At 67.8% G+C, this 24,973-nt stretch carries 24 protein-coding genes; 17 read left to right on the top strand and 7 right to left on the bottom strand.

The genetic code is table 11. The features are described 5' to 3' along the window. Positions 1-98 precede the first annotated feature (98 nt). The 9 genes from A3OM_RS0109845 to A3OM_RS23760 all read left to right on the top strand — a co-directional run bounded on the left by A3OM_RS0109845 (position 99) and on the right by A3OM_RS23760 (position 9,417). Positions 99-1,325 carry an ABC transporter substrate-binding protein gene (locus A3OM_RS0109845; protein ID WP_018043587.1) on the top strand — a complete coding sequence of 409 codons (1,227 nt, stop codon included), beginning with the start codon at positions 99-101 and terminating at the stop codon, positions 1,323-1,325. Between the two features lie 154 nt (positions 1,326-1,479). After that, positions 1,480-2,466, top strand: a complete 987-nt coding sequence (locus A3OM_RS0109840) for a YVTN family beta-propeller repeat protein (RefSeq protein WP_018043586.1) — start codon at positions 1,480-1,482, stop codon at positions 2,464-2,466. 175 nt (positions 2,467-2,641) lie between these two features. Further along, positions 2,642-3,076: a hypothetical protein gene (locus A3OM_RS0109835; RefSeq protein WP_026175893.1), complete on the top strand. Its 435-nt coding sequence runs from the start codon at positions 2,642-2,644 to the stop codon at positions 3,074-3,076. 14 nt (positions 3,077-3,090) lie between these two features. Continuing rightward, complete coding sequence (locus A3OM_RS0109830; protein ID WP_018043584.1) at positions 3,091-3,333, top strand: hypothetical protein; 243 nt, start codon at positions 3,091-3,093, stop codon at positions 3,331-3,333. Further along, the gene (locus tag A3OM_RS0109825) at positions 3,330-4,085 is read left to right on the top strand and encodes an ABC transporter ATP-binding protein (protein WP_018043583.1); all 756 of its coding nucleotides are present in this window, start codon (positions 3,330-3,332) and stop codon (positions 4,083-4,085) included. The genes A3OM_RS0109830 and A3OM_RS0109825 overlap by 4 nt, the downstream gene beginning before the upstream one ends. 202 nt (positions 4,086-4,287) lie before the next feature. Beyond that, positions 4,288-5,172 (top strand): ABC transporter permease, encoded by an 885-nt coding sequence (locus A3OM_RS0109820; RefSeq protein WP_018043582.1) that lies wholly within the window; start codon positions 4,288-4,290, stop codon positions 5,170-5,172. Beyond that, complete coding sequence (locus tag A3OM_RS0109815; RefSeq protein ID WP_018043581.1) at positions 5,169-5,795, top strand: hypothetical protein; 627 nt, start codon at positions 5,169-5,171, stop codon at positions 5,793-5,795. Before A3OM_RS0109820 ends, A3OM_RS0109815 begins: the two co-directional genes overlap by 4 nt. 548 nt (positions 5,796-6,343) lie before the next feature. Then, positions 6,344-8,794: a TonB-dependent receptor gene (locus A3OM_RS0109810; RefSeq protein ID WP_018043580.1), complete on the top strand. Its 2,451-nt coding sequence runs from the start codon at positions 6,344-6,346 to the stop codon at positions 8,792-8,794. Positions 8,795-8,994: 200 nt separating this feature from the next. Continuing rightward, positions 8,995-9,417, top strand: a complete 423-nt coding sequence (locus A3OM_RS23760) for a hypothetical protein (protein WP_245257778.1) — start codon at positions 8,995-8,997, stop codon at positions 9,415-9,417. Between the two features lie 115 nt (positions 9,418-9,532). Here the strand turns inward: A3OM_RS23760 and A3OM_RS0109800 are convergent, their stop codons facing one another. From A3OM_RS0109800 to A3OM_RS0109790, 3 genes are all read right to left on the bottom strand, one after another. Next, on the bottom strand, positions 9,533-11,077 hold the full coding sequence (locus A3OM_RS0109800; RefSeq protein WP_026175890.1) for an undecaprenyl-phosphate glucose phosphotransferase: 1,545 nt from the start codon (positions 11,075-11,077) through the stop codon (positions 9,533-9,535). Positions 11,078-11,187: 110 nt separating this feature from the next. Continuing rightward, positions 11,188-12,426: a glycosyltransferase family 4 protein gene (locus tag A3OM_RS0109795; protein WP_245257777.1), complete on the bottom strand. Its 1,239-nt coding sequence runs from the start codon at positions 12,424-12,426 to the stop codon at positions 11,188-11,190. A gap of 410 nt (positions 12,427-12,836) precedes the next feature. Further along, positions 12,837-13,409, bottom strand: a complete 573-nt coding sequence (locus tag A3OM_RS0109790; protein ID WP_018043576.1) for a polysaccharide biosynthesis/export family protein — start codon at positions 13,407-13,409, stop codon at positions 12,837-12,839. A gap of 182 nt (positions 13,410-13,591) precedes the next feature. Between A3OM_RS0109790 and A3OM_RS0109785 the strand changes: the two genes are divergently transcribed. Then, the gene (locus A3OM_RS0109785) at positions 13,592-15,871 is read left to right on the top strand and encodes a GumC family protein (RefSeq protein WP_018043575.1); all 2,280 of its coding nucleotides are present in this window, start codon (positions 13,592-13,594) and stop codon (positions 15,869-15,871) included. A 31-nt stretch (positions 15,872-15,902) separates the two neighbouring features. On the opposite strand, the gene A3OM_RS0109780 is transcribed toward A3OM_RS0109785, so the two are convergent. Next, positions 15,903-17,168, bottom strand: coding sequence for a GNAT family N-acetyltransferase (locus tag A3OM_RS0109780; protein ID WP_026175889.1), 1,266 nt, complete (start codon positions 17,166-17,168; stop codon positions 15,903-15,905). Positions 17,169-17,355: 187 nt separating this feature from the next. Between A3OM_RS0109780 and A3OM_RS0109775 the strand changes: the two genes are divergently transcribed. Next, on the top strand, positions 17,356-18,420 hold the full coding sequence (locus A3OM_RS0109775; protein ID WP_018043573.1) for a polysaccharide deacetylase family protein: 1,065 nt from the start codon (positions 17,356-17,358) through the stop codon (positions 18,418-18,420). A gap of 31 nt (positions 18,421-18,451) precedes the next feature. On the opposite strand, the gene A3OM_RS0109770 is transcribed toward A3OM_RS0109775, so the two are convergent. Together A3OM_RS0109770 and A3OM_RS0109765 are read right to left on the bottom strand one after the other, a co-directional pair. Next, a complete protein-coding gene (locus A3OM_RS0109770) occupies positions 18,452-18,868 on the bottom strand; it encodes a hypothetical protein (protein ID WP_018043572.1) in 417 nt (138 codons plus the stop codon). Positions 18,869-18,985: 117 nt separating this feature from the next. Next, positions 18,986-19,204: a DUF2842 domain-containing protein gene (locus A3OM_RS0109765; protein WP_018043571.1), complete on the bottom strand. Its 219-nt coding sequence runs from the start codon at positions 19,202-19,204 to the stop codon at positions 18,986-18,988. A 222-nt stretch (positions 19,205-19,426) separates the two neighbouring features. Here A3OM_RS0109765 and A3OM_RS0109760 point away from each other — a divergent pair, with 222 nt between their 5' ends. The 3 genes from A3OM_RS0109760 (at position 19,427) to A3OM_RS0109750 (ending at position 21,896) form a co-directional block, all read left to right on the top strand. Then, positions 19,427-20,554 carry a COX15/CtaA family protein gene (locus A3OM_RS0109760; protein WP_018043570.1) on the top strand — a complete coding sequence of 376 codons (1,128 nt, stop codon included), beginning with the start codon at positions 19,427-19,429 and terminating at the stop codon, positions 20,552-20,554. A 336-nt stretch (positions 20,555-20,890) separates the two neighbouring features. Further along, complete coding sequence (locus A3OM_RS0109755) at positions 20,891-21,079, top strand: hypothetical protein (RefSeq protein ID WP_018043569.1); 189 nt, start codon at positions 20,891-20,893, stop codon at positions 21,077-21,079. Positions 21,080-21,215: 136 nt separating this feature from the next. Continuing rightward, on the top strand, positions 21,216-21,896 hold the full coding sequence (locus A3OM_RS0109750; protein ID WP_018043568.1) for a hemolysin III family protein: 681 nt from the start codon (positions 21,216-21,218) through the stop codon (positions 21,894-21,896). 143 nt (positions 21,897-22,039) lie between these two features. Here A3OM_RS0109750 and A3OM_RS0109745 read toward each other — a convergent pair whose 3' ends face one another. After that, complete coding sequence (locus A3OM_RS0109745) at positions 22,040-22,909, bottom strand: GH25 family lysozyme (RefSeq protein WP_026175888.1); 870 nt, start codon at positions 22,907-22,909, stop codon at positions 22,040-22,042. Positions 22,910-23,113: 204 nt separating this feature from the next. On the opposite strand from A3OM_RS0109745, the gene A3OM_RS23755 reads away from it, so the two are divergent. The 3 genes from A3OM_RS23755 (at position 23,114) to A3OM_RS0109730 (ending at position 24,956) form a co-directional block, all read left to right on the top strand. Then, positions 23,114-23,557: a DUF488 domain-containing protein gene (locus tag A3OM_RS23755; RefSeq protein ID WP_043764316.1), complete on the top strand. Its 444-nt coding sequence runs from the start codon at positions 23,114-23,116 to the stop codon at positions 23,555-23,557. 128 nt (positions 23,558-23,685) lie between these two features. Continuing rightward, positions 23,686-24,417, top strand: coding sequence for a LuxR family transcriptional regulator (locus A3OM_RS0109735; protein ID WP_018043565.1), 732 nt, complete (start codon positions 23,686-23,688; stop codon positions 24,415-24,417). Positions 24,418-24,479: 62 nt separating this feature from the next. Beyond that, entirely contained in the window at positions 24,480-24,956 is a 477-nt protein-coding gene (locus A3OM_RS0109730) for a VOC family protein (RefSeq protein ID WP_018043564.1), read from the top strand. The last annotated feature ends 17 nt before the right edge of the window (positions 24,957-24,973 follow it).

Genomic DNA, 24,973 nt, shown 5'->3' with positions numbered 1-24,973 from the left:
GCCCATCGGCACGCAAGCGACGCTCCGCCGCGCCTTAGGGTTTCCTTATGCTTCCGTGATTGAGCGTATCCGCGCAATGTTGTTAGCGTGCCGACCGTATGAACGCATCGCTCCTCTCCCGATCCGCCGCCCTCGTCCTCACGCTCGGCCTCGGCGGCACGGCGTCCCTCGCGGTGGCGCAGGAACCGGCGGCCTCCGCGCAGGCGGCGGAGGCCGCTCCGGGTGACACCCATATCGGCCTGATCTACCGGCCCGAGATCGCGCCGTCCTCCTACGATGCCGAGGCCGCGCCGGAGGATGAGGGCGTTGCCGGCGCCCGCATGGCGGTGAAGGACAACAATACGACCGGGCGCTTCACCAAGCAGACCTACGCCCTCGACGAGGTCGCCCTCACGGAGGGAAAAAGCGCCGTCGACGCCGCCCGCGACCTCGTGGGCAAGGGGATCCGCTATCTCGTCCTGGCCCTGCCAGCGGACGAGGTTCTGGCGGTGGCCGACGCGGTCAAGGGCGAGGGCGTGACCGTGTTCAACACCGCCGCGCCCGACGACCGCCTGCGCGGCGCCGATTGCCGCAAAAACGTCTTCCACGTGATCCCGAGCCGGGCGATGCAGACCGACGCGCTGGCGCAGTTCTTCACGCTGATGCGCTGGCGCAAGATGTTCCTGATCGTCGGCCCCAACGACAACGACAAGCTCTATGCCGACGCGTTCCGGGCCTCGGCCAAGAAGTTCTCCCTGAAGATCACCGCCGAGAAGCCCTGGACTTTCGGCCCGCTCGCCAAGGCGCGGGGCGACACGCCGACCCGCTCCGAGGCGATGGTCTTCACCCGCGGCGTCGATTACGACCTCGCCATCGTCGCCGACGAGGCGAACGATTGGGGCGACTACGTCCCCTTCCGCACGGTGGACCCCCGGCCGGTCGCGGGAACGCAGGGGCTCATCGCGGCCACCTGGCACCCGACCCTGGAAACCTGGGGGGCGGCGCAGGCGCAGAACCGCTTCCGGCGTCTCGCCGGCCGGCTGATGCGGCCCCTCGATTATCAGGTCTGGGCGGCTTTGCGCTCGGTGGGCGAGGCGGCGACGCAGAAGAAGACCGCCGACCCGGCCGTGCTCGCACCCTACTTCGCCGACCCGGCCTTCAGCCTGCCCGCCTACAAGGGCGTCTCGCTGACCTACCGGCCCTGGGACCACCAGCTGCGCCAGCCGATCATCGTGGTGCAGCCCAAGGCCATGGTGACCGTGGCGCCCGAACAGGGCTTCACCCATCAGCGCACCCCGCTGGACACCCTCGGTGTCGACCTTCCCGAGACGGCGTGTCGGTTCTGACGGTCCGCGAATGTTCGGGGATCTGCGAATTTTCGCGCCCGTCCTGCGGCAACGCGCTTGCGTTCCGCGTGCAGGCATGCGCTCCCCGTCAGGACAAACTGCACTATAATCACTGTCAATCGCGCAAAGAAGCGATGCCCAGGGAGAAGACGGAATGAGCCTCGGCTTCAAGGCAGGCGTGTGTGTGGCCGCCCTCGTCGGCGCGACGATGGCTCTGAGCGCCACCGCGCAGGCCTACACGGTCTACGTGACCAACGAGAAGGCCAACACCGTCAGCGTCATCGACACGGCGACGATGGCCGTGACCGGAACCTGGAAGGTCGGTCGGCGCCCCCGCGGGGTGACGACGAGCAAGGACGGCAAGGAGCTGTTCGTCTGCGCCAGCGACGACGACCGCATCGACGTGCTCGACACCGCCACCGGCAAGGTGGTGCGCTCGCTCCGCTCCGGACCCGATCCGGAGCAGTTCATCTTGGGGCCGGGCGGCAACCCGCTCTACGTCGCCAACGAGGACGACAGCCAGGTCACCGTCATCGACATCGAGAAGAACAAGGTCCTGGCCGAGGTGCCCGTGGGGGTGGAGCCGGAGGGGATGGGCCTGTCGCCGGACGGCAAGATCCTGGTGAACACCTCCGAGACCACCAACATGGCGCATTTCATCGACACCACCACGTTCCAAGTGATCGACAACGTGCTGGTGGATGCGCGACCGCGCTTTGCCGAATTCACCTCGGACGGGAAGTTCCTCTGGGTCTCGGCCGAGGTCGGCGGCACGATCAGCATCATCGACGTCGCCGCGCGGCGGGTCATCAACAAGATCGCCTTCAAGATCGCCGGCGTGAACGAAGAAGCGATCCAGCCCGTGGGCATCCGCATCACCAAGGACGGCACCAAGGCCTTCGTGGCCCTGGGGCCCGCCAACCGCATCGCGGTGATCGACGCCAAGACCTACAACGTCGAGAAGTACCTGCCCGTGGGGCAGCGCGTGTGGCAGCTCGCCTTCACGCCGGACCAGAAGTTTCTGTTCTCTACGAACGGCTCCTCCAACGACGTCTCGGTGGTGGATGTGGAGGCGAACAAGGTCATCAAGAGCATCCCGGTGGGATTGCTGCCCTGGGGCGTGGCGGTGTCGCCGAATTGAGGTGCACTTTCCCTCCCCCTTGTGGGGAGGGTCAGGGTGGGGTCGGCTCCGCCTGCCTCCGTAGAGGGTCACCCAGCCACCCCCACCTCCAACTCCTCCCCACAAGGGGGAGGAGGGACGCGCGGATATGCCGAAGGACGGACCGCCTCAAGGCGGCCAACGGGAGGACGATCACATGACGAGGACAATGCGGACGATCACCCTCGCCCTGGCGGCCCTGCTCGCCACGGGGCCAGCCTCGGCCCTCGATCTCACCAAGAAGCGCTCGAACCTGCCGGATCTGGTCCTCGGCAACGAGGAGGGCAACGATTTCGTGGTCGAGAACCGGGAGATCGAGCTCGAATCCGGCAAGGCCTATCGCCTGCGCATCGTCGCCAAGGGTCGGCAGGAGTACAAGTTCTACGCCACCGAGTTCTTCCGCAACATCTGGTTCAACCAGATCGTGATCCAGCATCTCGAGATCCACGGCAGCGGCCCGCCGGACCACCTCGAATTCGACGATCCGGGCGAGATCGCCATCGAGTTCGTCACGATCAAGCCCGGCGAATACCCCTGGTCGATCCATGGACTCGAATCCAAGGGCATGACCGGCAAATTCATCGTCAAGTAAGGCAGGGCCTCCGCATGCGTCTCCTCATCCCCACATTCGCCTTCCTCCTCGTCGCCGGCCCGGCGCTCGCCGACGACAAGGCCGCCTGTGCCGAGGGCATCGCCACGATCAAGGACGCCCTCGCCAAGGGGCCGTCCGAGACCGCCGCGCCGAAGCTCAAGAAGGCCCTGCGCGTGGCCGAGCGCGAGCAGGGCGAGGGCGAGTTCGACGAATGCCTCGACGCGGTCGGTGACGCCAAGCGGGCGATGAAGCCGTGAGCGACGGGGCAGGGGAGAGTGCGGCCCTCGACGTGGCCGGCGTGAGCCATCGCTTCGGCGCGCGCGCGGCCCTGTCCGACGTCTCGATCCGGGTGGAGCGGGGCCGGTTCATGGCCCTGCTCGGCCCCAACGGCGCCGGCAAGACCACCCTGTTCTCGGTGATCACCCGGCTCTACGCCAGCCAGGACGGGCGGGTCTCGATCTTCGGTCACGGCCTCGACCGCGAGCCGTCCCGGGCGCTCGCCCGCCTCGGCGTGGTCTTCCAGGCCCGCACCCTCGACACCGACCTCACCGTCGAGCAGAACCTCCTCTACCATGCCAGCCTGCACGGCATCGCGCGCCGGGCCGCGAAGGCCCGCATCGCGGCGCTGCTCGCCCGCGTTGGCCTGAGCGACCGGCGCGACGACAAGGTGCGCACCCTCTCCGGCGGCCAGTCGCGGCGCATCGAAATCGCCCGCTCCCTGGTGCATGAGCCGAAACTCCTGCTCCTCGACGAGCCCACCGTGGGGCTCGATCTCGAATCCCGTGCCGATATCGTCGCCATCGTCCGCGCCCTGGTGCGGGAGGAGGGGCTGTCGGTCCTCTGGGCGACCCACATCTTCGAGGAGATCGACGGGGCCGACGACGCGGTCGTCCTTCACAAGGGCCGCATCGTCGCGCGTGGAACTGCGGACTCCATCGCGCAAGGCGACGAGACCCTGGAAGCCGCCTTCCGGCGCCTCGTCGCCGAACCGCCGAGGCAGGCCGCATGAGTGCAATGCCCAAAGGCCTCCGATCCCACTCACGACCTCATCCTGAGATGCTGCGCAGCAGCCTCGAAGGAGGGTTCCAGGGATCATGGAGCGAACTGGAAGCCTCCTTCGAGGCCTTCGCTGCGCTCCGGCACCTCAGGATGAGGGTGGGGATGGGACGTGCCGATAGGCCTGTACCCCGGCTATCGATGGGTTCCTTCTCATGACAAAGACCATCGCCTCGACGGTTGCTGGCCCGACGGAAAAACCCGTGCCCCATCTCGGCCGCCTCGACGCGGTCGGCTACCTGATCTGCCTCGGCGGCATCGTCCGTCGCGAGTTGCTGCGGTTCTTCAACCAGAAGGAGCGGTTCTTCTCCGCGCTCGTGCGGCCACTGGTCTGGCTGTTCATCTTCGCGGCGGGCTTCCGCAACACGCTCGGGGTTTCGATCGAGCCGCCCTACCAGACCTATGTCCTCTACGAGGTCTACGTGGTGCCGGGGCTGGCCGTGATGATCCAGCTCTTCAACGGCATGCAATCCTCGCTCTCGATGGTCTACGACCGCGAGGTCGGCTCGATGAAGGTTCTGCTCACGAGCCCCTATCCGCGCTGGCTGCTGCTGCTGGCCAAGCTGATCGCCGGCGTCACCGTCTCGGTGGTCCAGGCCTATGCCTTCCTCGCCATCGCCTGGTTCTGGGAACTCGACATCCCGGCCATCGGCTACGTGGCGGCGCTCCCGGCCTTCATCGCCGCGGGGCTGATGCTCGGCGCCATCGGCCTGCTCCTGTCCTCGATGGTCAAGCAGCTCGAGAATTTCGCCAGCGTGATGAACTTCGTGATCTTCCCGATGTTCTTTGCTTCATCGGCCCTCTACCCGCTCTGGCGCATCCGCGAGTCGAGCGAGACGCTCTACCTGATCTGCATGGCCAACCCGTTCAGCCATGCCGTCCAGCTCGTGCGCTTCGCCCTCTACGGGCAGTTCGAACCTATCGCCTGCGCCGTCGTCGTGGGCACCACCATCGCCTTCTTCACACTCGCCGTCATCGCCTACGATCCCGGTCGCGGCATCATGGCCCGGCGCGGCGGACCGGCCGGAGACAATTCATGATTCTTTCGCGGACATTCGTACTGGCCCTGGCGGCCGGCGCTCTCCTCTGTGGGCCGGCCCTCGCCCAGCCCAAGGCGGACCCGGACTGGCCCTGCGTCCAGCGCAAGGTCTCGACCCTGAGCCCCGGCACCGTCTGGACGGGTCCGGATCTGGAGGCCGCCGGCCCGTGGGGCGACGATTACGAGGCGGCCTCGCTCGCCCAGAAGATCGCCTCGCGCCGCACCGAACTCGGCGAGGTCGATCCGCTGCTGGATGAGTTCGTCGCCAAGGCCGGCGACGACAAGGCCAAGCGCCTGACGCGGGTCTTCGCCGGCGTGTTCGAGGTGGTGAACAACGAGCGCAACCGGGTGATCGGGGGGATCACGCGCTACGCGCAGGGGCAGCGGCGGATGGCCGAGCGCATCCGCCAGGAGGCCGACCAGATCAGTTCGGTGAAGGACGGCCCCAGCGCCAACGACGCCCGCGAGATGCCCAAGGAGGCCTCGGAACTGGAGACGAAATTCGCCTGGGACCGGCGCATCTTCCAGGAACGCAGCCAGTCCCTGACCTATGTCTGCGAAGTGCCGACCCTGTTGGAGCAGCGTCTCGGCGAGGTCGCCCGCAAGATCCAGGCGCGCCTCTGACCCGACGTCACCATCGGGATTTCGCCAAGCCAAGTGTCCTCAGGCCCGCCGGACCCTCCGGCGGGCCTTTTGTACCCTGTATCAGTGACCCTGACCCATAGGTCAGGGTCACTGAGGTCCGGCGGACGAATGCCGCCGCGCAGTCGCGCGGGCAGACCTCGATGAGTCGGGCTCATCGAGGTCTGGTATTGCTCGCCGTGGATACTCGCCTCGGACGCGGAAGGATTGGACGCCGTCGATTCGCTCGACCTTCGTGACGGTCCGCCACGTACGAAGAGGCTCATCCCATCCCCAAGACGCGGAAAACATTCCGGCAGCGCTTGTTGCCTAATCGTCCCGCTTGTCGTTCCTATTGATCCTGAAGTCTTTGTATTCTCTGGCAAATCGTGTTGCCCGCAGATCACGCGCGGACGCCATCTCTGTGTGTCCTTATTAGAATCGTCGAATCCCCCCGCGACCGCATTGTCGAAGCCCGATACGCCCCGCAACATTCGGTAACGAGCCGGGACAAACCGGCCACGCCATTTTGAATCGAAGGGTCTCGGGACATGAAGAAGCGGACGCTGCGGAGCAGCCTCCTCGTTTCGGTAGCGCTGCTGCCGGGCGTCGCCTATGCGCAGACGACGGTCGTCGGCGGCCAGCAGGCCGTGACGCTGCAGGAACTGGACGTGGTCGCCACCACGCCGACGCCCACCCTGCGCAACGCCCAGGGCGTCCTGCTCGGCCAGGACCGTGACAAGCTTCCCCAGAACACCAGCGTCCTGACCTCGGCGGACGTGAACCGGGTCGGCACCCCGAGCGTGCTGCGCGCCCTCGACGAGCGGATCGGCTCGATCAGCATCAACAACGCGCAGGGCAACCCCTTCCAGCCGACCATCACCTATCGCGGCTTCGAAGCCTCGCCGCTGGGCGGAAGCCCCCAGGGTGTTGCCGTCTACGTCAACGGCAACCGCTTCAACACCTCCTTCGGCGACACGGTGCAGTGGGATCTCATCCCCGACATCGCCGTCGACCGCATCGAGCTCGAAGGCTCGAACCCGGCCTACGGCCTCAACGCCCTCGGCGGCGCGCTCAGCGTTCAGCTCAAGAACGGCTTCACCTATCAGGGCACCGAGCTGAACCTCTCGGGCGGTTCGTTCGGGCGCTTCGGCGGCTCGTTCCAGCACGGGCAGCGCTCGGACAATGTCGGCCTCTACGTCGCCGGCACGGCCCTCTCCGAGAACGGATGGCGCCAGCACTCGCCCTCGCGCCTGCGCCAGTTCTACGGCGATCTCGGCGTGCAGGCGGAGAAGGGTGAGTTCCACCTCAACTTCATGGGCGCGATCAACAGCCTGACCGGCAACGGAACCCTGCCCGTCGATCTGCTGGACTTCAAGCGCAACGAGGTCTTCACCTATCCCGACAAGACGCTGAACGCGTTCGGACGCATCGGGCTCTCCGGCACCTACGACATCACCCCCACCGTGACGATCCAGGGCAACGCCTATTACGGCCGATTCGAGCAGAACACCGCCAATGGCGACGCCGCCGAGGTGGAGCGCTGCGAGGCGAACGAGCGGTTCCTCTGCTCGGAAGGCGCTAACGAGGAGCAGTTCTTCCTGCGCGACCGGCTGAACCGTCGCGTCCAGGCGAGCAGCGTCAGGACGGCCAACTTCGCCCGGCTTCCGGCCTTCGCCGAGCGGTTCGACGAGGGCGGCCCCTACGCCTTCCTCAACTCGACCCGGACCAACACCGAGAATTTCGGCGTCTCGGTCCAGACCAACGTGCGCGAGACGCTGTTCGGGCTGCCGAACCGCTTCGTCCTCGGCGGCTCCTACGACGGCGGCCGCACGGCCTTCACCGCCGACAACGCGGTGGGCGGCCTGACCTTCGACCGCGGCTTCTTCGGCCCCGGCATCGTCGTGCGCAGCGACGACAACTCGATCACGCCGGTGAGCGTGAAGTCGAGCAACGATTACGGCGGCATCTACCTGCAGAACAACACCGACCTGACCGATCGCCTGACCCTGACGCTGCAGGGCCGGTTCAACATGGCCAAGATCGTGCTGGAGGATCAGCTCGGCACGGCCTTGAACGGCAACCACTACTTCCAGCGTTTCAACCCGGGCGTCGGCGCGACCTACAAGCTCGTGCCCGATCTCCTCACCGTCTATGGCGGCTATGTCGAGGCGAACCGTGCGCCCACCCCGGCCGAACTCTCCTGCGCCGATCCGCTCGCCCCGTGCTCGCTCACCAACTTCTTCGTCGGCGATCCGCCGCTGAAGCAGGTCATCTCCCGCACCGTGGAAGCGGGTTTCCGCGGCAAGCTGCCATCGCCGATCGAGCTCGGGGTGCTCAGCTGGAAGGCCGGCGTGTTCCGGGCTCGCAACGAGGATGACATCACCTTCGTGCCCTCCGACATCACCATCGGCCGGGCCTATTTCCAGAATGTCGGCTCCACCCGCCGCCAGGGCGTCGAGGCGAGCCTCGCCATCACCACCCCGGTCTGGAACGCCTTCATCGACTACGCCTTCGTCGACGCGACCTTCCAGTCGCCGCTGACCCTGGCCTCCGGCGGCAACCCCTTCGCGACGCCGAACCCGGCCCAGCCGGACAACTCGGAAGCCAACCAGATCTTCGTGCGGCGCGGCGACAAGCTCCCCGGCGTCGCGCCGCATCAGGTCAAGGTCGGCGTGCAGTACAACGTCACGCCGGAATGGCGGGTCGGCGTCCTCGGCCGTGTCGCCACCGGCAAGTTCCTCGTGGGCGACGAATCGAACCTCAACAAGACCACCGGCAACTACGCGGTCATCGGGTTCAACACGAGCTACCGGGTGAACGAGAACATCGAGCTCTACGGTTACGTAGAGAACGCGCTGAACGCGAAATACGCGACCTTCGGCACCTTCTCGCCGGTCGGCGAGGTTCCGATCCTGGCCCTGCCCAATGCCAGCTCCAACCGGAGCCTGGCCCCCGGCGCGCCGATCGCGGCCTATGGCGGAATGCGCATCTTCTGGTAGCCGCCCCTCGAGCCCCTACGATGGGCCGCCGCTCCGGAGACGGGGCGGCGGCCTTTTTTGTCGCTCGCCATGGTCGGTCGCCATGTGCGGCGGAGTGCCCCGTCAGGGGATGATCCGCCACAGGTTCGACGATGTCGCAGCAACATGCCGGGTGGGTCGAGCGTTGGCGTGCCATGTTCGACATCATCGGAAAGCATCGCATGACCAAGGCCCTTCGCGAGACCAGGACCTCCTCGGACAAGGCGCATTCGCCGACGACGGCCTCGCCGCTGATCCGGATCCTCGCGCCCGCTCTCGTCTTCACCGCCATTGCCGGTCCGGCCTTCGCCTCGGCCTGCTCCGACCAGATCGCCACGATCGAGCGACGCCTCAACAGTTCCGGCGCCGTGTCGGTCACCGGCACCGCCTCGGCCGACGGCAAGGTCGCGTCCAATCCGTCGATGGGCCTCGACGCCCCTCCCGGCGGCAAGCCCACCGATCCCTCGACCACCCCGAATGCCAAGAGTGTCGACCACGCCCGTCACCTGATCGAGCAGGCGCGCAAGCAGGAAGCGGCCGGAGATGCCAAGGGCTGCGAGAACACGATGACCGAGGCCAAGAAGGCTGCCGGTTCCCTGCCGTAACGCAGCACACCTGTCGCGCCGGCCTCCGGCGCAAGAACGGCAAAGGCCGCCCTTCGCGATGCGAGGGGCGGCCTTTTTGCGTCGCCGGGTGCATGCATCCCGGGAGGATATCGGATCAGTAGGCGTTCTTGGTGGTGACGAGGGAGAGCGGAGTCGCCAGCATGATCTGTACGTCGAACAGGATCGACCAGTTCTCGATGTAGTAGAGGTCGTGTTCGACGCGGCGCTGGATCTTCTCGTCGGTATCGGTCTCGCCGCGCCAGCCATTGATCTGGGCCCAGCCGGTGATGCCGGGCTTGACCTTGTGGCGGGCGAAATACCCGTCGACCACCTGATCGTAGAGGGTCGTGCTGGTCTTGGCCTGGACCGCGTGGGGCCGCGGCCCGACCAGGGACAATTCCCCCTTCAGGACGTTGAACAGCTGCGGAAGCTCGTCCAGCGACGTCCTGCGGATGAACCGGCCGAGGGGCGTGACGCGCGGGTCGCCGCGGGTGACCTGCTTCGCGGCCGTGAAATCGGACTGGTCGGCATACATCGACCGGAACTTGTAGACCTCGATCGTCTCGTTGTTGAAGCCGAGGCGCTTCTGCCGGAACAGGATCGGACCGGGCGAGGTGAGGCGAACCGCGATGGCCAGGCCGAGCATGACCGGCGCCAGCACGATCAGCATGGCCATGCCGACGACGCGATCGAAGATGGCCTTGGTGACGATGTCCCAATCGGCCATCGGCTTGTCGAACACGTCGAGGACGGGGACTGAGCCGAGATAGGAATAGGCCCTCGGGCGCAGCTTGAGCTTCGTCGCCTTGGCGGAGAGGCGGATGTCGATGGGCAGCACCCAGAGCTTGGCCAACATTTGGAGCAGGCGATCCTCGGCCGCGATCGGCAGCGTGAAGACCACGAGGTCGAGGCGCGTGGAGCGCGCGTAATCGACGAGATCGCTCACCGTGCCGAGCTTCGGGTAGCCGGCGATCACCGAGGAGGACCGGTTGTCCCCGCGATCGTCGAACACGCCGACGATGCGGATGCCCGCATCGGATTCCGCTTCCAATGCGCGGATGAGCTCTTCCGCCAATGGCCCGCCCCCGACGATGGCCGTGCGGCGGTCGAACTGTCCGCGCAGCATGCGGGCGGTGACGAAACGGAGCAGGACGAGGCGTTCGGCGAGGAGCAGGGCCAGCCCCAGGGCGTAGAACAGCGCGAGCCAGATGCGGGAATAATGGTCGGCGACCTTGGCGAAGACCATGACCGTGGCAACGACGAGGAACGTCAGCGACCAGGCGGCGGTGAGGCGCAGGGCGGGTTTGAAGAAGGTCCGAAAGGCGGCGATCCGGTAACTGCCGAAGATCTGGAACAACGCCACCGCGAGCCCGGCCACGGACAGGATCGCCGTGGGATAGCTCCATCCCAGTGCGACGATGCCGCGGAGTTGCACGAAGTGGGTGGTGAAGCCGAGGATGGCGATGAGCGCCATGTCCGCCAGCCGCACGCTGCCCGACAGCACGACGGGAGACAGGACCCCGCCATGGTCGCGGGGCGCCCCGATTTCGGCGGGAGGAATCGCGGATTCGGCGGAGCCGTCATGAGCCGTATCGACCGCATTCGGCTGGCTGGGATTCCCCGCCGCCTTCAGAAGGTCGCGAACGTCGAAGGCGCTCATCGTCTGCTTTCGTTCGAACTTTTCGTCGGTGAGATGGGGGGACGATGCCGAGCCGGCATCACGGAACATTTAACGAAGGCCCGGTCGCCGGAAGCATGGCAAAGAGCAAGTTAGCGCGACTTCGGCAGTTCCTTCATCGGCGGCAGCGCCGTTGCTAGGGTAAACGTTCCTCGAAGCCGCAGGGCGGCAGCGTAGCCGGATAGCACATCCGCCCCCATCCGTTTCATCGAGAACCGTGTCCGCACGGATTCGCTGAGTGCCTGGGCTCGCGCGAGACCCCGGGCGGGGTCTTCGTCGAGCAGGCGGAGGATGGCATCCTTGAGGGCGGCGGGGTCTTTGGGCGGCACGAGATCGTCCGCCGCCGCCCCGAATATCTCCGGGATGCCGCCCACATTGGTCGAGACGAGGGGCTGGCATGCCGCTGCGGCTTCCAGCACCACGTAGGGCAGGGACTCGGCGAGCGACGGAACCACCATGATCCGTCCCTTCGCCAATGCGGTACGGATCGGCTGGGGCGTCTCGAACGCCACGGAGGCGGACAGGCCGAGCCGCCGTGCCCGCTCCACCAAGAGGTCGGCGTCCGGGCCCGATCCCACCATGAGGAGGCGGCAGGGGCGCCCCTCGGCCCGTAGCGCGGCCAGGGCGTCGAGCAGGACCGCGATCCCCTTCGCCTCGCGCAACTCGCCCACATAGACCAGGTCGTAGGCGTCCGCCCGGTGCGGCACCGGCGCGAACTCCGCCTCGTCGATGCCGTTATGGACGATCCGTAGGGTGCGGGGCGTGCCCCCCACGAAGCGCCGGTGCCGCCCGGCCACGTATTCGCTCTCGAACAGGAACACGTCGGTGCGCGCCGCGAGCAGGCGCTCGACCCCCATGTAGAGCCGGTGGCGCAGGGAACCGGGTTTGTAATTGTAGCTGCCGCCATGCGGCGTGTAGGCCCGGATCGGCGAGGGCGAACCCGGGGGCAGGCGGGCGATGCGGGCATAGGCCCCCCCCTTGGCGCCGTGGCCGTGCAGGATCGTGGCGCGGACCTCCCGCGCCCGCGCGGCGACCGCGCGTACCGCGGCGAGGTCCGATCCGTGCGGGTTGCGCCGCATGGGGAGCCGGACGATGCCGAGTGCGAGGTGGGGCAGGAGTTCGTCGAGCGCCCGCGCCGCGTTCTCCCCGCCCGTGGAGGCATCGCAGACGAGGCCGATCTCGTGGCCGGCGGCGGCCTGGATCCTGACGAGGTCGCAGACGTGGCGGAACAGCCCTCCCACCGGCGCGCGGAAGACGTGAAGGATGCGGTAGACGCTCCCGCCCTCGCCGGTGGAGGGGCGAATGGACGGGATGGAGGCGGACGCACTCACGACGGACAAGCTCCACGCGACGACCATTCGAACCGGGCGACGGTATGACCTTAGCGAAGACTGGTTTCCAGAGATGCTACCACCGTCGAGGACCGTACGCCGCAGGATCGGTTCAGGCGGTCGTGAGATCGAAAACCTCTCGTTCGGTCAGGCGGCCCCTGACGGAATCTCGAAAGTGCGGATTTCCCCGCAAGGGTGAAGCCTGGCTTTCCGCCTTGCGGAGAGATCCGCCGGTGGCAGGCCGCTCCCCGAATGACCGGCCCCCGCCAGCGGCAAGGGAACGGACGCCCTCCTGGGCGGGGCCGGATGTTCGACACGGTGGTCGTCATCAGCAATGCCGCCAGTGCCGCGAGGATGAGTTATCTCGACATCGTCCGACCGGGCCTTCGTCGATCGACGACGAGACGTCCTCAGAAGAAGCGTTCCTTGATGACGATCGTGTCGCCGGGCCTCACCAGGTAGGTCATCGGGACGATGCCCGAGACGAGGCCGTTCGGTCCCTCGCGGGTGAGGACGGCATAGTCGCGGGCCGCCCGCGGCCCGAAGCCCGCCGCGATCGCCACCGCCGTCTCCACGGCCATGCCGTTCACGTAAGGGTACTGCCCCGAGGTGGTGACCTCGCCGAGGATGTAGAACGGCCGATAGGCATCCACCTCCACCGTCACATGCGGCTCGCGCACGAAGCCCGCCGCCAGCTTGGCCTCGATGGTCCGGGCGGCCTGGGCCGTCGATTGCCCTCCCACCTTCACGAGCCCGATGAGCGGCATGGCGATGCCGCCCGTCCCGTCGATGGCGTAGATGTTGGAGAGATTGTCCTGGCCGAAAACGATGACGCGCAGCCGGTCGCCGGTGGCGAGCGTATAGCGTCCGCCGATCGATCCGGTGGCGGTGGCGTCGAGCTGCGCGGTCCGGAAGTCGGGACGCAGGCATCCGCCCAGTGCCAGAGTGGAGGAGAGAGCGAGGAGAAGGGAGCGCCGGTTCATCATCCAAGCCGCTAAGAGCAAGTTTCTGCCTCTATTGGTAGGTTCATATGGTTAACAAAAGCTGATGCGCCGCCCGGAATGCGCTGCGTTGCAGTCGATCTTAACCGACGATCAATCTTAACGAGTTCTACTCTTCCGTGAGGCGTCCGATACGCCGTCCTGCCTTGCGTAAAGATCGTCTCATGCCCCGCTCGCAGCAGACCGTTTCCTCGATCGAACCGATCCCACAGCGGGACGAGGGGCTCGGCCTGTCCCAGCTGTTCGGGGTGCTGGCGCGGTCCTGGCGCTGGATCGTCCTTCCCACCCTGGCGGCGGGCATCGGGGCCATCGTCTTCGTGCAGGTGGTTCCGCCCCGCTATACCGGCGAGGCCAAGATCCTGCTGGAGAGCCGCGACGCGAGCTTCGCGCGGACCGCCCAGGAACGCGGCGAACAGCCCCTGGCCATCGACGAACAGGCGGTGGCGAGCCAGGTCCAGGTGGTGATGTCCCGGGATATCGCCCGGGAGGCGATCCGCCGCCTGAAGCTCGTGGGCAATGCCGAATTCGATCCCGAGGTCGACGGCATCGGTCCGGTCCAGCGCGTCCTGATGATGCTCGGGCTCGGCAGGAACCCGATGGAGCGGGCGCCCGAGGACCGGGTGCTGGAGACCTATTTCGACCGCCTCCTGGTCTACCCGGCCGGCAAGTCCCGCATCCTGACGGTCGAGTTCCGCTCGCGCGATCCGGACCTCGCGGCCAAGGCCGCCAACACCATCGCGGAACTCTACATCGCCTCCCTGGAATCGGCGAAGGTGGACACCGCCCGCTACGCCTCGACCTGGCTCGGCGGCAACATCGACACCCTGCGCACCCGCGTGTCCGAGGCCGAGGCGAAGGTCGAGGCCTTCCGCGCCCGCAACGGCCTGATCAGCGGGGGCGGCGGCACCACAAGCCAACCTCTGGGCACCCAGCAGCTCAGCGAATTGTCGACCCAGCTGTCCCAGGCCCGCACGGTCAAGGCCGATCTCACGAGCCGGGCCAAGCTCATCCGCGAGATGATCAAGGACGGCCGCGCCTTCGAGATCCCGGATGTGGCCAACAACGAGGTCATCCGCCGCACGGTGGAGCAGCGCATCACTCTGCGCGGGCAGCTCGCCCTCGAATCGCGGACGCTGATGCCGGCCCATCCCCGCATCAAGGAACTGACCGCGCAGATCGGCGACCTCGACGCGCAGATCAAGGCCACCGCCGACCGGGTGGTGCGGACGATGGAGAACGACGCCCGTATCGCCGAGGCCCGGGTCGAGAGCCTGAACGCCGCCGTCGACGCGCAGCGCGAGGTCGTCTCGAAGGGCAATTCCAGCGAGGTCCAGTTGCGCGCCCTCGAGCGCGAGGCCAAGGCCCAGCGCGACCAGCTCGAATCCTACCTCTCGCGCTATCGCGAGGCCTCGGCCCGCGATGCCGAGAGCGCGGCCCCCGCCGATGCCCGCGTGGTCTCCCGCGCCGTGGTGCCCCAGATCCCGTCCTTCCCGAAGAAGCTGCCCATCGTGGCCCTCGCCCTCGTGATGGCGATGCTGCTGTCCAGCGGCGGGGTGGCGGCGCGCCATCTCCTCCGCGATCCCGACGAGACCCGCCGCCGGACCGGGCCGGACGATCGGGCTCCCGAGCCCGCCCCCTTCGCCTTTCCGGAAGCGTCCACGGCCCTGTCGCGCACCGGCACCGCCGCCGCCCTCTACGAGGCGCCGTTGATCGCCCGCGTCGTCGTCCCCCTCGTCGCCGCCGCTCCGGCCTCCGTCCCCGAAGCCACGCCGCTTCCGGTGCGGGAGGATACGGAAGAGGCCGCCGGGGAAGCGGGCCGGACGGCCGTTCCCAGCTACGATCTCCAGGCCCTCACCCGTCGCCTGCGCGAGCGCATGGGCCGCAACGGCGGAAGCCTCCTCGTGGCGGAGACCGATACGGACGCCGACCGGCAACTCGCCGGGATCCTGGCGGAGGCACTGGCCGCGAGCGGGCGCGTCCTCCTCGTGGACGTCAATGGCCCGGCTTCTCCCTCGGACGATGCCGGCCTCACCGACCTCGTGGCGGGCGAGGCGGCCTTCCTCGACGTGATCCGGTCGGTGCCCTCGGTGCGCAGGCTCCATGCCATCCCGCGCGGCTTCGTCGATTGCGACATCCTCACGGACGAGCCGGAGGCCCTCGCCATCGCCCTGGATGCCCTGGCCCAGAGCTACGATTGGGTCGTCTATCGCCTGGGCGAGGCCCAGTCCGAGGGGGCTCGCGACCTGCTGACGGCCATGGCGGGCCGGATGAACGCCATCGTCATCGCCTCCGACACGTCGCCCGAGGATCCCGAGCTCGTCGCGCTCTACGGCCTCGCCGACCGGGAGGGATCCGGCTCCGTCCTCGTCGCCGGAGAGCACCCCGCGAACGAGCACGCCGCTGGGGGAAAGCCGGGGACCGGCGCAAGACTTTCGGCGGCCTGAGGACTTTCGGCGGCCTGAGCGAGTCGTCGCGTCAGGTTTGCGCCTCGCCGGCGCTCCGGCCATGGCGGGCCGAGCGTCGGATCGCCTTCTGAACCGCCTTCGCCCAGCGCGCCAGTCGCTCGCTCCGCTTGATCCGGCGCTTGAGGCGGGTAGCGGCCATGGCCGGAACCGCGAAGAGATGGCCGCGCAGGGTGACGGCGATGGTGACCTCGCCCAGCTGAATCGTCTCGTCGCAGATGTTGGCCTTGTAGCGGGCCTCCCCGACCCCGAGATCGAAGCTGCTGCGGCCACGCTCGGTCTGATCGCGGATGAGGTGCTGCAGCAGGATGTCGCCGGGGCTCGACCGTCCGACGATGGGATCCTGATCGAAGGAGGTCATCATGCCGCTGTAGCGCGCATCGCTGACCGCACCGGCGAAGGTCGCGAAGACCCGCCCATCGTTGCACGCCACCAGGGCGGAGACCTCGATCGCGGCGCCCCGGACCTCGTCCGGATCGTCCTGCCGGCAGGCGCCCGTGGCAATGAAGCGGCGGATCCCCTCGTCGGCATAGGGATTGGCGATGCCCATGGCGGCGAAGCGCGCGGCCTTCTGCGTGAAGAAGGCGGCGAGGTAGGCTCTCACCTCCTCGGCATTCGCGGCCACCCGATACTCCACGGGGCCGAAGGCCTCGATCAGCTTCCTTTCCTTCGAGCGCATCTTCTTGCGCGCATCGGCACTGAAGACGCGCTTTGCGGTGGTCTCGGGGTCGGGGCCGAGGATCAGGCCGTAAGCGTCGCTCACGGCCGGCGCGGCGTGGAGGGTCAACGGATTGGCGGCGCCGTCCCAGAAGCGCGGCTGATGCCCGAGCAGATAGACGTCGATGCCGGCCTCATGCCCGATCTGGCGCAGCAGGCCGACGAGATCCTCCGCGCGCATGGCCGCCGCCTCGCGGGAGGCGAACATCGGCATGTGATAGTTCGCGTGCTTGCAGCCGATCACCCGCGCCACGCGGACGCCGCGCTCGCGTGCCACTTGCAGCGGCAGGATCACGCGGGGCCGTCCGCCGGGATCGCGCAGGACGATGACCCGCAGGGAGGCGTCCTGCTCCGCAGGAGTGCAGCCGAGCTTGGCCGAGACGAAGGCCGAGACCCAGTCGAAGCGCTGATAGGGGGTCGACAGCGCGGCCGGATCGCTCTCGACGCTCCGCCACAAGGCCTCGACGCTGGCCAGGTCGCGAAACACCTCCGGAACCAGTTGCCCGCGGACGCGCTCCTGAATCATACCCGCTCCGGTGAGATCGTGAACAAGAACCGCCATCACCGCTCCCTGGCACGGCTCCGCGAGCGCGGCGCACGAGCATGCATCGTCCAGTACCTAGACCTCCGGCTCCTTAAGCGCCGGTGACGATGGAAAACGGCACGGCATCATCTCGCGATGTGGGTAACGAAACCTTGCGGGTTGGTGGTCGAATCTCCGCCCGTTCCGCTCTTCTCCGGTGACGCCCATGCCCTCGCCCGAGTTCCGTCACCGCCTGTTCGATGCGGGCTTTCGCGCCATCGCCGCCTCGGGAGCCGACCGCTGGCTGAGGCGGGTCGCGCAGGGGCGCGGCCTGATCCTGACCTTCCACCATGTCGATCCGGCCCCCGTGAGGGCCTACGCCCCCAACGGCATTCTCTCGATCACGCCGGACTTCCTCGACGAAGTCTTGGTCACGTTGGCCGCGGAGGGGTTCGACGTGATCGGCCTCGATTCCGTGCCCGAGCGGCTCGCCCGGCCCGGCGGGGACAGGCCCTTCGCCGTCCTGACCTTCGACGACGGCTACCGGGACAACGCCCGCCACGCCGTTCCCATCCTGAGCCGGCATCGCGTTCCCTGGACGCTGTTCGTCGCGAGCGACTTCGCCGAGGGGCGGGGCCGCCTGTGGTGGATCGAACTCGAACGCGCGATCGGTCGCCTCGACCGGGTGAGGGTGCGTCGGGACGAGGCCCCGCCCCTCGATCTGCCCGCCGCCACGGCTGGGGAGAAGAGGGCGGCCTTCGCCGTGATCTACCGATACCTGCGCGCCGGATCGGAGGAGCGCCTGCTCGCCACCATCTCTGACCTCTGCGGCGAGGCCGGCATCGGGATCGGGCGGGTGGCGGAGGAACTCTGCCTGTCCTGGGGGGAGTTGCGCGGCCTGGCGGCCGATCCCGCCTTGTCGATCGGAGCCCATACGATCGGCCATCCCATGCTGGCGAAACACGGGGAGGCGCGGGTCCGCCATGAGATCGGGGAGGGCAGGGCGCGGATCGAACGGGAGATCGGACGGCCGGTCAGGCACCTGTCCTATCCGGTCGGCGATCCGACCTCGGCCGGGGGGCGCGAATTCGACATCGCCCGCGAGGCCGGGTTCGACACGGCCGTGACGACCCGACCCGGCCATCTCTTCCCCGGTCATGCCGCCCATCTCCATGCCCTGCCACGGGTCTCGGTGAATGGGCTGCATCAATCGAAGGCGGCGCTCTGCGCACTGCTGTCGGGGGTTCCGTTCCTCGCCTGGAATCGCGGGCGACGGCTCGATGTCGCGTGAGCCCGGTCGGGTCAGTCCTGAACGGGGCCTGTCAATGTCGCCGGCGGCGGCGGTAGGACGAGCGGCCCTCGCTTCCACCCACGGTGAAGCTGGCGCTCTGGCGGCCGTGGCGGGTGTAGCGCCCGCGCCTGCCGCGCTGGCCCCTGCTTGCCTCCTGCGCAGGCTCGTCGGCCATGGGCAGGGATTCTGTGCTGACCGGCGGCACGGCGGCGAGCGCCGTCGCCACGGAAGAGGCCGATCCACCATCGCTGCCCCCGCCCCCGCCGCCGACATTCTTGGCGGCCGGTCCGAACATCGCGAGGCACTGGTTGTAGGCGAGGTCGTTCTTGAGACGCTCGCATTCCGCCATCGAGCGGGGCGCATTCTGCGCCGAGGCCGGCGTGCCGAGAGCCGGAAGAGCGGCGCAGCCGAAGCCTGCGAGCAGGAAGGACGCGAGGAATCGGTTCATGAGGATCGGATCATGGAGCGGCGGATCTCGGCCTGGGTCTGAGGGAACATCGAAGCGTGCCCAAGCCTGTGACGGCCGAGTGCGGCGAAATCCCGGCGTCGGGGGAAACCCCGGTTCTCAACTGCCGCCGTCGACGTCCTTCCGTTCCATCCAGCGGATCAGCGGCATCAACGGGAAGATCCAGGCGATGCCGAGGAAGGCGTAGAGGATCGCCTGAACGGCCGGGGGCGTCTGGGAGATGCGGCTGTCGGCCAAGGCCATGGCGAGGGGCGCGTAGAGCGCCACGAAGGCGAGCATGCCGATCGTGCCGAGCAGCGTGCGGGTGCGGCGGCGCATGAGCGCTCTCCTGTATAGGGGCCTTTGGCAAGGGCCTTCTCCCCAGCGTCAGGTCCGCCGGGGTTAGGCCGACCGCCCCGGCAAGGCAATCGCCGCTCGCGCCGCATCCAAACCCTCTGCGGCCCTGGGCGACGTTGCCCCGGTGGCCCCGCATGCGTAACGCAGGGCGCAAGGCACGGGAAACCCGCGCCGATCCCGACACCACGCGAGCTCCCCACCGCGATGCCTTCACGCGAAACCACCCCGACCGCGCCGGTCCGTTCCACGAACCCGGTGCGCATCTGGCTCTACACGCTGGCGATCCTCGTCGTGGCCATGGTCGCCGTCGGCGGTGCCACCCGCCTGACGGGATCGGGATTGTCGATCACCGAATGGCGGCCGGTGACGGGCGTGGTCCCCCCGGTCTCCGAGCAGGCCTGGGCCGCCGAGTTCGACAAGTACAAGGACACGCCGCAATACCGCATCCTCAACCAGGGCATGGGGTTGTCGGACTTCAAGGTCATCTATGCCTGGGAATGGGGCCACCGCCTGCTCGGGCGCATCCTCGGGCTCGCTTTCTTCGTGCCGCTCCTGGTGTTCTGGTGGCGCGGTCTCGTCGACCGGCGCCTGGGATACGGGCTCCTCGCCCTGGGCGTCCTCGGCGGTCTTCAGGGCACCATCGGCTGGATCATGGTCGCTTCCGGCCTCCAGCCGGGCATGACGGCGGTGGCGCCCCTCAAGCTCGCCCTCCACCTGACCACGGCGAGCCTGATCCTGGCCGGCCTCGTCTGGCTGGCCGCCGGGTTGAGGTCCGGCCCATCCGAGCCGGCACCCGGTCGCCTGCGGATCATGGCGGCCCTGCTGCCGGTCCTCGTCCTGCTCCAGATCGGTCTCGGCGGCCTCGTCGCCGGATCGAAGGCCGGGCTCGTGCACAATACCTGGCCAGACATGGACGGCGTCCTCGTGCCGGGGGCGTCGGACCTGTTCGCGGTCAGCCCGTGGATCGAGAACTTCGTCGACAACGTCACCCTGGTGCAGTTCAACCACCGCCTCATGGCCTATCTCCTTCTGGCCGTGGCGCTGTTCCACGCCGTCGACGCGGGCAGGCGGCTTCCCGGCAGCGGGACGGCCCGCCGCGCAATGGGCATCGCCGGCCTGACCCTGGCGCAGGCGGGGTTGGGCATCGTGACGCTTCTGCTGGCGGTGCCGCTCTGGGCGGGCCTCGCCCATCAGGTCTTCGCCATGGCGGTCCTGATGATGGCGACGGTGCATGCCCGGCTCAGCCGGGGAGCGACCCCGCGGACCCTGCCGTCTCTCGTCGCTGGTTCCGCCGCCTTCGGTTTCGAGGGCCTGACGGGCCGAGGCGCTTAGCCCCTCTCCGGGGACACATCGTAGCGGAGGCCGAGAGGGCTCGGGGAGACGGCCTCTTGACCGGACGCGAGGGGGTCTGTCCCGGCCCTCTTTCCGGATCTCGTCGGCGCGCCGGCTGCTGCATCGCACAGACCGCAACACCGCTATGCCGGATGATAAGCGCGGATTGGCCGGATGCTTGCACCGTGTCGGTCCACATCGGCGAGCGTCGCCCCGGCCATATTTTGTTGCATCGCAGCGAAACCAAGCTTGGGTTTGTACCGTTAGCCGATGTGTCGATGGCGCCGCGAAAGCGGCGTCCGGCAGTGTCACGCCACAACCGAAAGGCCGTCCAGCATGCACGACCAACGCCTCGTGTCGGAAGAGCAGGTACTCGTTGAGCGCGACCAGACGGCACGCGAGGGCGCCGACACGGACGGGACGCGCCATGCGCGGACCCGGAAGGTCGTCGTCGGTCTCACGGGACTTCTCGGCGCCGCCTGGGCCGTCGTCCTCGCAAGCCGCTTCACGACCTTCTCCTTCTAGGACTCCTCTCGCCGGGACAATATGCGGCAATCAGGTGGGCGGCGGTTCACGATGCTCGCCGCCTACGCAGTTCGATCAGGGAACGAGTCCAGGCCTTCGGTGCTTAAGCTTGGGTTAGGAAAGTTCGGAGTCAGCGATGTTCCTGGCTGAGGACGGTAGACCCATCGGACTGACCTGGAACTATACCCGCCGGGAGCTGATGGCGGATGCCGCCGTGCATATCGCTGGCATCGCGTTCGGTGTGGCAGGCTCCATTGCCATCGTCATCCTGGCGGCGATGGCCCCGCTGGATTGGACCGAGCGGGCGGCCGTCGCGGTCTATGCCGCCGCCCTGGTGTCGATGCTCGGTGTCTCGGCCACCTACAACATGTGGCCCGTGGGGCGCCGCAAGTGGATCCTGCGCCGGGCCGACCACGCCCTCATCTACCTCATGATCGCCGGCACCTACACGCCTCTGGTCGCCCTGGTCGGGCGCGGCTCGACGGCCTGGATGCTTCTAGCCTTCATCTGGGTGCTGGCGGCGATCGGCATCGCCCTGAAGCTGCTCCTGCCCGGCCGTTTCGACCGGGCCGCCATCGGGCTCTACCTGCTCCTCGGATGGAGCGGCGTCGCCACCTACGAATCGGTGATCGGCGCACTGAACCCCGAGGCCCTCTGGCTTCTGGCGATCGGCGGCGTGCTCTACTCGGCCGGGGTCATCTTCCATGTCTGGCGCAGCCTGCCGTACCAGAACGCGATCTGGCACGCCTTCGTCCTCGCCGCCACGGCCTGCCATTACGGCACCGTCCTCACCAGTGTGATGAGCGCCGCTCCCTAGAGCGCTCTCCGCCGAAGTGGATGCCGGTTCGGCGAAAAAGAGCGCGGCACAACAAAGGCCTAGAGGTGTGCCCCGACCCAACGTGGTCGGGCGTAGCTCTAGCGGCGCTCGGTGACACGTCCCCCGACGTTTCGGTTCTTCGCCTACTTCCCGTTGCAGAGACCCTGCCCGGCGAGTCGGTTGTGTTCGCGCGGATCGCAATCCGTAGCCAGGAAGGAGGCCCATTCCGCGGTGGAGCCGTAGAACGCGTTGCGGTCGACGTCGCCGCGCACGCCCGGAACCCGGCCCGTGGAGGTGAACTGCCACAGCATCCACTTGCGCTTGGCGTAGCGCTGCTCGGGCTCGGCCGCCGTGGAGCGGACCCAGTGCGGGTAGTCGGGCAGCTCGTCCTCGAGCACGTCCTTATGGAAGGTGATGTCGGTATAGATGATCGGACGCTTGCCGGTGTAGCGCTCCATCTCGTCGAGCATGTAGCGCATCATCGCCAGCGCCTGGGCTTTCGGCAGCTTCTTGGGGCAGAGCTGCGAATGGCCGTTCCACTCCACGTCGAGGACGGGGGGCAGGGCGGTCGGATCGTTGGGGACGTTCTTCTTGAACCACTCCATCTGGTCCTGGGCCGAGCGGCACCAGAACACGAAATGGTAGGCCCCACGGGGCACGCCCGCCTTGGCGGCGCCGTCCCAATTGGCGCGGAACCGCTCGTCCACGTGGTCGCCGCCCTCCGTCGCCTTGATGAAGGCGAACTGCGTGCCGGCACCGCGCACCGAGGCCCAATCGATCGGCCCCTGCCATTTCGAGATGTCGATGCCCTGGATCGGGTGCTGCTTGGCGCGCGCCACCCCCGGATGGGGCTTCACGTCGCCCTTGGTGGGGTAGAAGTCGCTGTGGTTTCCGGCGCAGGCCGCGAGAGTCGCGAGCAGGGCGGCGGTCAGAGAGCGTTTGGCCCAGCGCATGGCAACGCCGCGTGGCATCCCGGCCATGATTGTCGGGGCGATCCCGTTCTTAAGCGACATCGATGCCCGGCCCACCGTTCTCACGCGCTACACTCATCGCTAAGGGATGGCCCCTGCGCGGTTAACAGAGCTTTGACGGCAATGCGGCGGAATTCCGGAAGTCGTTGCCTACGAGCCACATAGGGTGCATTCCGGCGCTTAGGCCGCAGGCCGGCGCCCGAGGCTAAGTCACGAGTCGGTCTGGCGTTTCGAGGGGAGGGGAGACTGCAGAAGGTTTTGTTCACCATCGGCTACGAAGGGCTTGATTCCGAGCGTTTCGTGGCGACACTGAAGGATGCCGGCGTCGCGACCCTGGCCGACGTTCGCGCGGTGGCGAATTCGCGCAAGCGAGGTTTTTCGAAGAACGCCCTGAAGACGAGCCTGGAGGAGGCGGGTCTGGCCTACGCGCATGCGCGCGAACTCGGCACGCCCAAGGCCGGGCGGGAAGCCGCCCGGGCTCATGACGCGGCGCTGATGCGCCGGATCTACTGCGAGGAGGTCCTCGATACCGCCGATGGCGGCCTCGCCCTCGATGCTCTGTGCGAGCTCGCCGCGCGGGCGCCCACCTGTCTCCTCTGTTTCGAGCGCGATCCGGAACGGTGCCACCGCCGCGTCCTGGCCGAGCGACTGGAGGCGACCGGTTTCAGGACCGTCGACCTGTTCGGCTGATGCTCCCTCGGATATTCGTTTGTGCAAAATCGATCCTACCCGAGGGAAGGCGTTGACAATCTAGAGTTAGCGCGCTCACATGCCCTTCGATCATGTAAACGTGATCGGACTCTCCTGGCAGTACGCGTGTGACGCGCAAATCCCTCGATCAGACCCTCGGCTTCCTCCGCTCCCTCGATCGTACCGCAAGCGGCGAGGACGTCGCCCGGCTTCTGATGGCGGAACTGGCGGATCTCGGCGTCGCCCACATCATGGCGGCCACCGTGCCGGCCCGTGGCGCGCCCGTCCGACAGCAGCGCGGCCACGTCCTTCTCAACACTTTCCCGATGGAATGGGGCCGGCGCTACCTGACGCGCGGCTATGCCTTCCACGACCCCACGGTGCAGCGCCTCGGCCACTCCACCGCGCCCTTCGCCTGGAGCGACGCCACCGATGAGCATGCCGACGATCCCTTGGCGCGCAAGGTGATGGACGAGGCGACGGATTTCGGCCTGCGCGACGGCCTGACCATTCCGTTGATGACCCTCGACGGCGAGACCGCCGGATTCAGTGTTTCGGGCGAGCGTCTCGCCATCGATCCGGCGGATCGCGGCATGCTCCAGCTGGCCGCCACCTACGCGTTCGGCCACCTGCTGCTGTTGAACGGCCAGAACCCGGCGGCCTCCGCGCGCCTCGCCCCGCGCGAGCGCGAGGCCCTGCAATGGGCGGCCGAAGGCAAGACCGACTGGGAGATCGGCGAGGTCATGGGGATCTCCGCCCATGGCGTCGATTTCCATCTGCGCTCCGCCCGCGCCAAGCTCGGCACCGCCAACCGGACCCAGGCCGTCGCCATCGCCCTGCGGCGGGGGCTCATCATCTGATGGGCTCGAGGCCGGACATTCGATAGTCTCGCGCGAGCTCAACCTCGCAAGAGGAGTCGACGATGCCCAAGGTCAGCACCTGCCTGTGGTTCGGTAAGGACATCGAGGCGGCGGTCGGCCTCTACGTCTCCCTCGTCCCCGATTCGCGGATCGACCATGTCCAGCGCTCGCCCGGACCCTGGCCGGGCGGGGAGGCGGGCGATGCGCTGCTGGTGGCCTTCACCCTCGGCGGACAGAGCTTTCAGGCCCTGAACGGAGGCACCACGGCCGATTACGGCACGGCGGCTTCGATCTCCGTGGCCTGCGCCGACCAGGACGAGGTCGACCGGTTATGGACGGCGCTCACGGCGGATGGCGGGGCCGAGATCATGTGCGGCTGGCTTCGGGACAGGTGGGGTGTGCCCTGGCAGATCGTGCCGACGATCCTCCCCCGGCTGCTGGCCGATCCCGATCCGGCCGTGGCGCGCCGCGTCTTCTCCGCCATGCAGGGCATGATCAAGCTCGACATCGCCGCGCTCGAGCGCGCGGCCGCCGGCTGAACCGGACGTCTCGCCTC

Source organism: Methylobacterium sp. 88A (assembly GCF_000376345.1).
Lineage (GTDB): Bacteria > Pseudomonadota > Alphaproteobacteria > Rhizobiales > Beijerinckiaceae > Methylobacterium > Methylobacterium bullatum.
Note: the sequence above shows the minus strand (reverse complement) of the source record. Positions and strands in the feature narration are given on the sequence as shown.

Coding starts and splice junctions, on each gene's coding strand:
- A3OM_RS0109800 (WP_026175890.1), bottom strand. CDS start 11,077: ATGAGCGCCTTCGACGTTCGCGACCTTCTGAAGGCGGCGGGGAATCCC.
- A3OM_RS0109785 (WP_018043575.1), top strand. CDS start 13,592: ATGCCCCGCTCGCAGCAGACCGTTTCCTCGATCGAACCGATCCCACAG.
- A3OM_RS0109765 (WP_018043571.1), bottom strand. CDS start 19,204: ATGCGCCGCCGCACCCGCACGCTGCTCGGCACGATCGGCATGCTCGCC.
- A3OM_RS0109750 (WP_018043568.1), top strand. CDS start 21,216: ATGTTCCTGGCTGAGGACGGTAGACCCATCGGACTGACCTGGAACTAT.
- A3OM_RS0109755 (WP_018043569.1), top strand. CDS start 20,891: ATGCACGACCAACGCCTCGTGTCGGAAGAGCAGGTACTCGTTGAGCGC.
- A3OM_RS0109745 (WP_026175888.1), bottom strand. CDS start 22,909: ATGTCGCTTAAGAACGGGATCGCCCCGACAATCATGGCCGGGATGCCA.
- A3OM_RS0109810 (WP_018043580.1), top strand. CDS start 6,344: ATGAAGAAGCGGACGCTGCGGAGCAGCCTCCTCGTTTCGGTAGCGCTG.
- A3OM_RS0109760 (WP_018043570.1), top strand. CDS start 19,427: ATGCCTTCACGCGAAACCACCCCGACCGCGCCGGTCCGTTCCACGAAC.
- A3OM_RS0109730 (WP_018043564.1), top strand. CDS start 24,480: ATGCCCAAGGTCAGCACCTGCCTGTGGTTCGGTAAGGACATCGAGGCG.
- A3OM_RS0109775 (WP_018043573.1), top strand. CDS start 17,356: ATGCCCTCGCCCGAGTTCCGTCACCGCCTGTTCGATGCGGGCTTTCGC.
- A3OM_RS0109840 (WP_018043586.1), top strand. CDS start 1,480: ATGAGCCTCGGCTTCAAGGCAGGCGTGTGTGTGGCCGCCCTCGTCGGC.
- A3OM_RS0109830 (WP_018043584.1), top strand. CDS start 3,091: ATGCGTCTCCTCATCCCCACATTCGCCTTCCTCCTCGTCGCCGGCCCG.
- A3OM_RS0109780 (WP_026175889.1), bottom strand. CDS start 17,168: ATGGCGGTTCTTGTTCACGATCTCACCGGAGCGGGTATGATTCAGGAG.
- A3OM_RS0109820 (WP_018043582.1), top strand. CDS start 4,288: ATGACAAAGACCATCGCCTCGACGGTTGCTGGCCCGACGGAAAAACCC.
- A3OM_RS0109845 (WP_018043587.1), top strand. CDS start 99: ATGAACGCATCGCTCCTCTCCCGATCCGCCGCCCTCGTCCTCACGCTC.
- A3OM_RS0109815 (WP_018043581.1), top strand. CDS start 5,169: ATGATTCTTTCGCGGACATTCGTACTGGCCCTGGCGGCCGGCGCTCTC.
- A3OM_RS0109835 (WP_026175893.1), top strand. CDS start 2,642: ATGACGAGGACAATGCGGACGATCACCCTCGCCCTGGCGGCCCTGCTC.
- A3OM_RS0109790 (WP_018043576.1), bottom strand. CDS start 13,409: ATGAACCGGCGCTCCCTTCTCCTCGCTCTCTCCTCCACTCTGGCACTG.
- A3OM_RS23760 (WP_245257778.1), top strand. CDS start 8,995: ATGACCAAGGCCCTTCGCGAGACCAGGACCTCCTCGGACAAGGCGCAT.
- A3OM_RS0109770 (WP_018043572.1), bottom strand. CDS start 18,868: ATGAACCGATTCCTCGCGTCCTTCCTGCTCGCAGGCTTCGGCTGCGCC.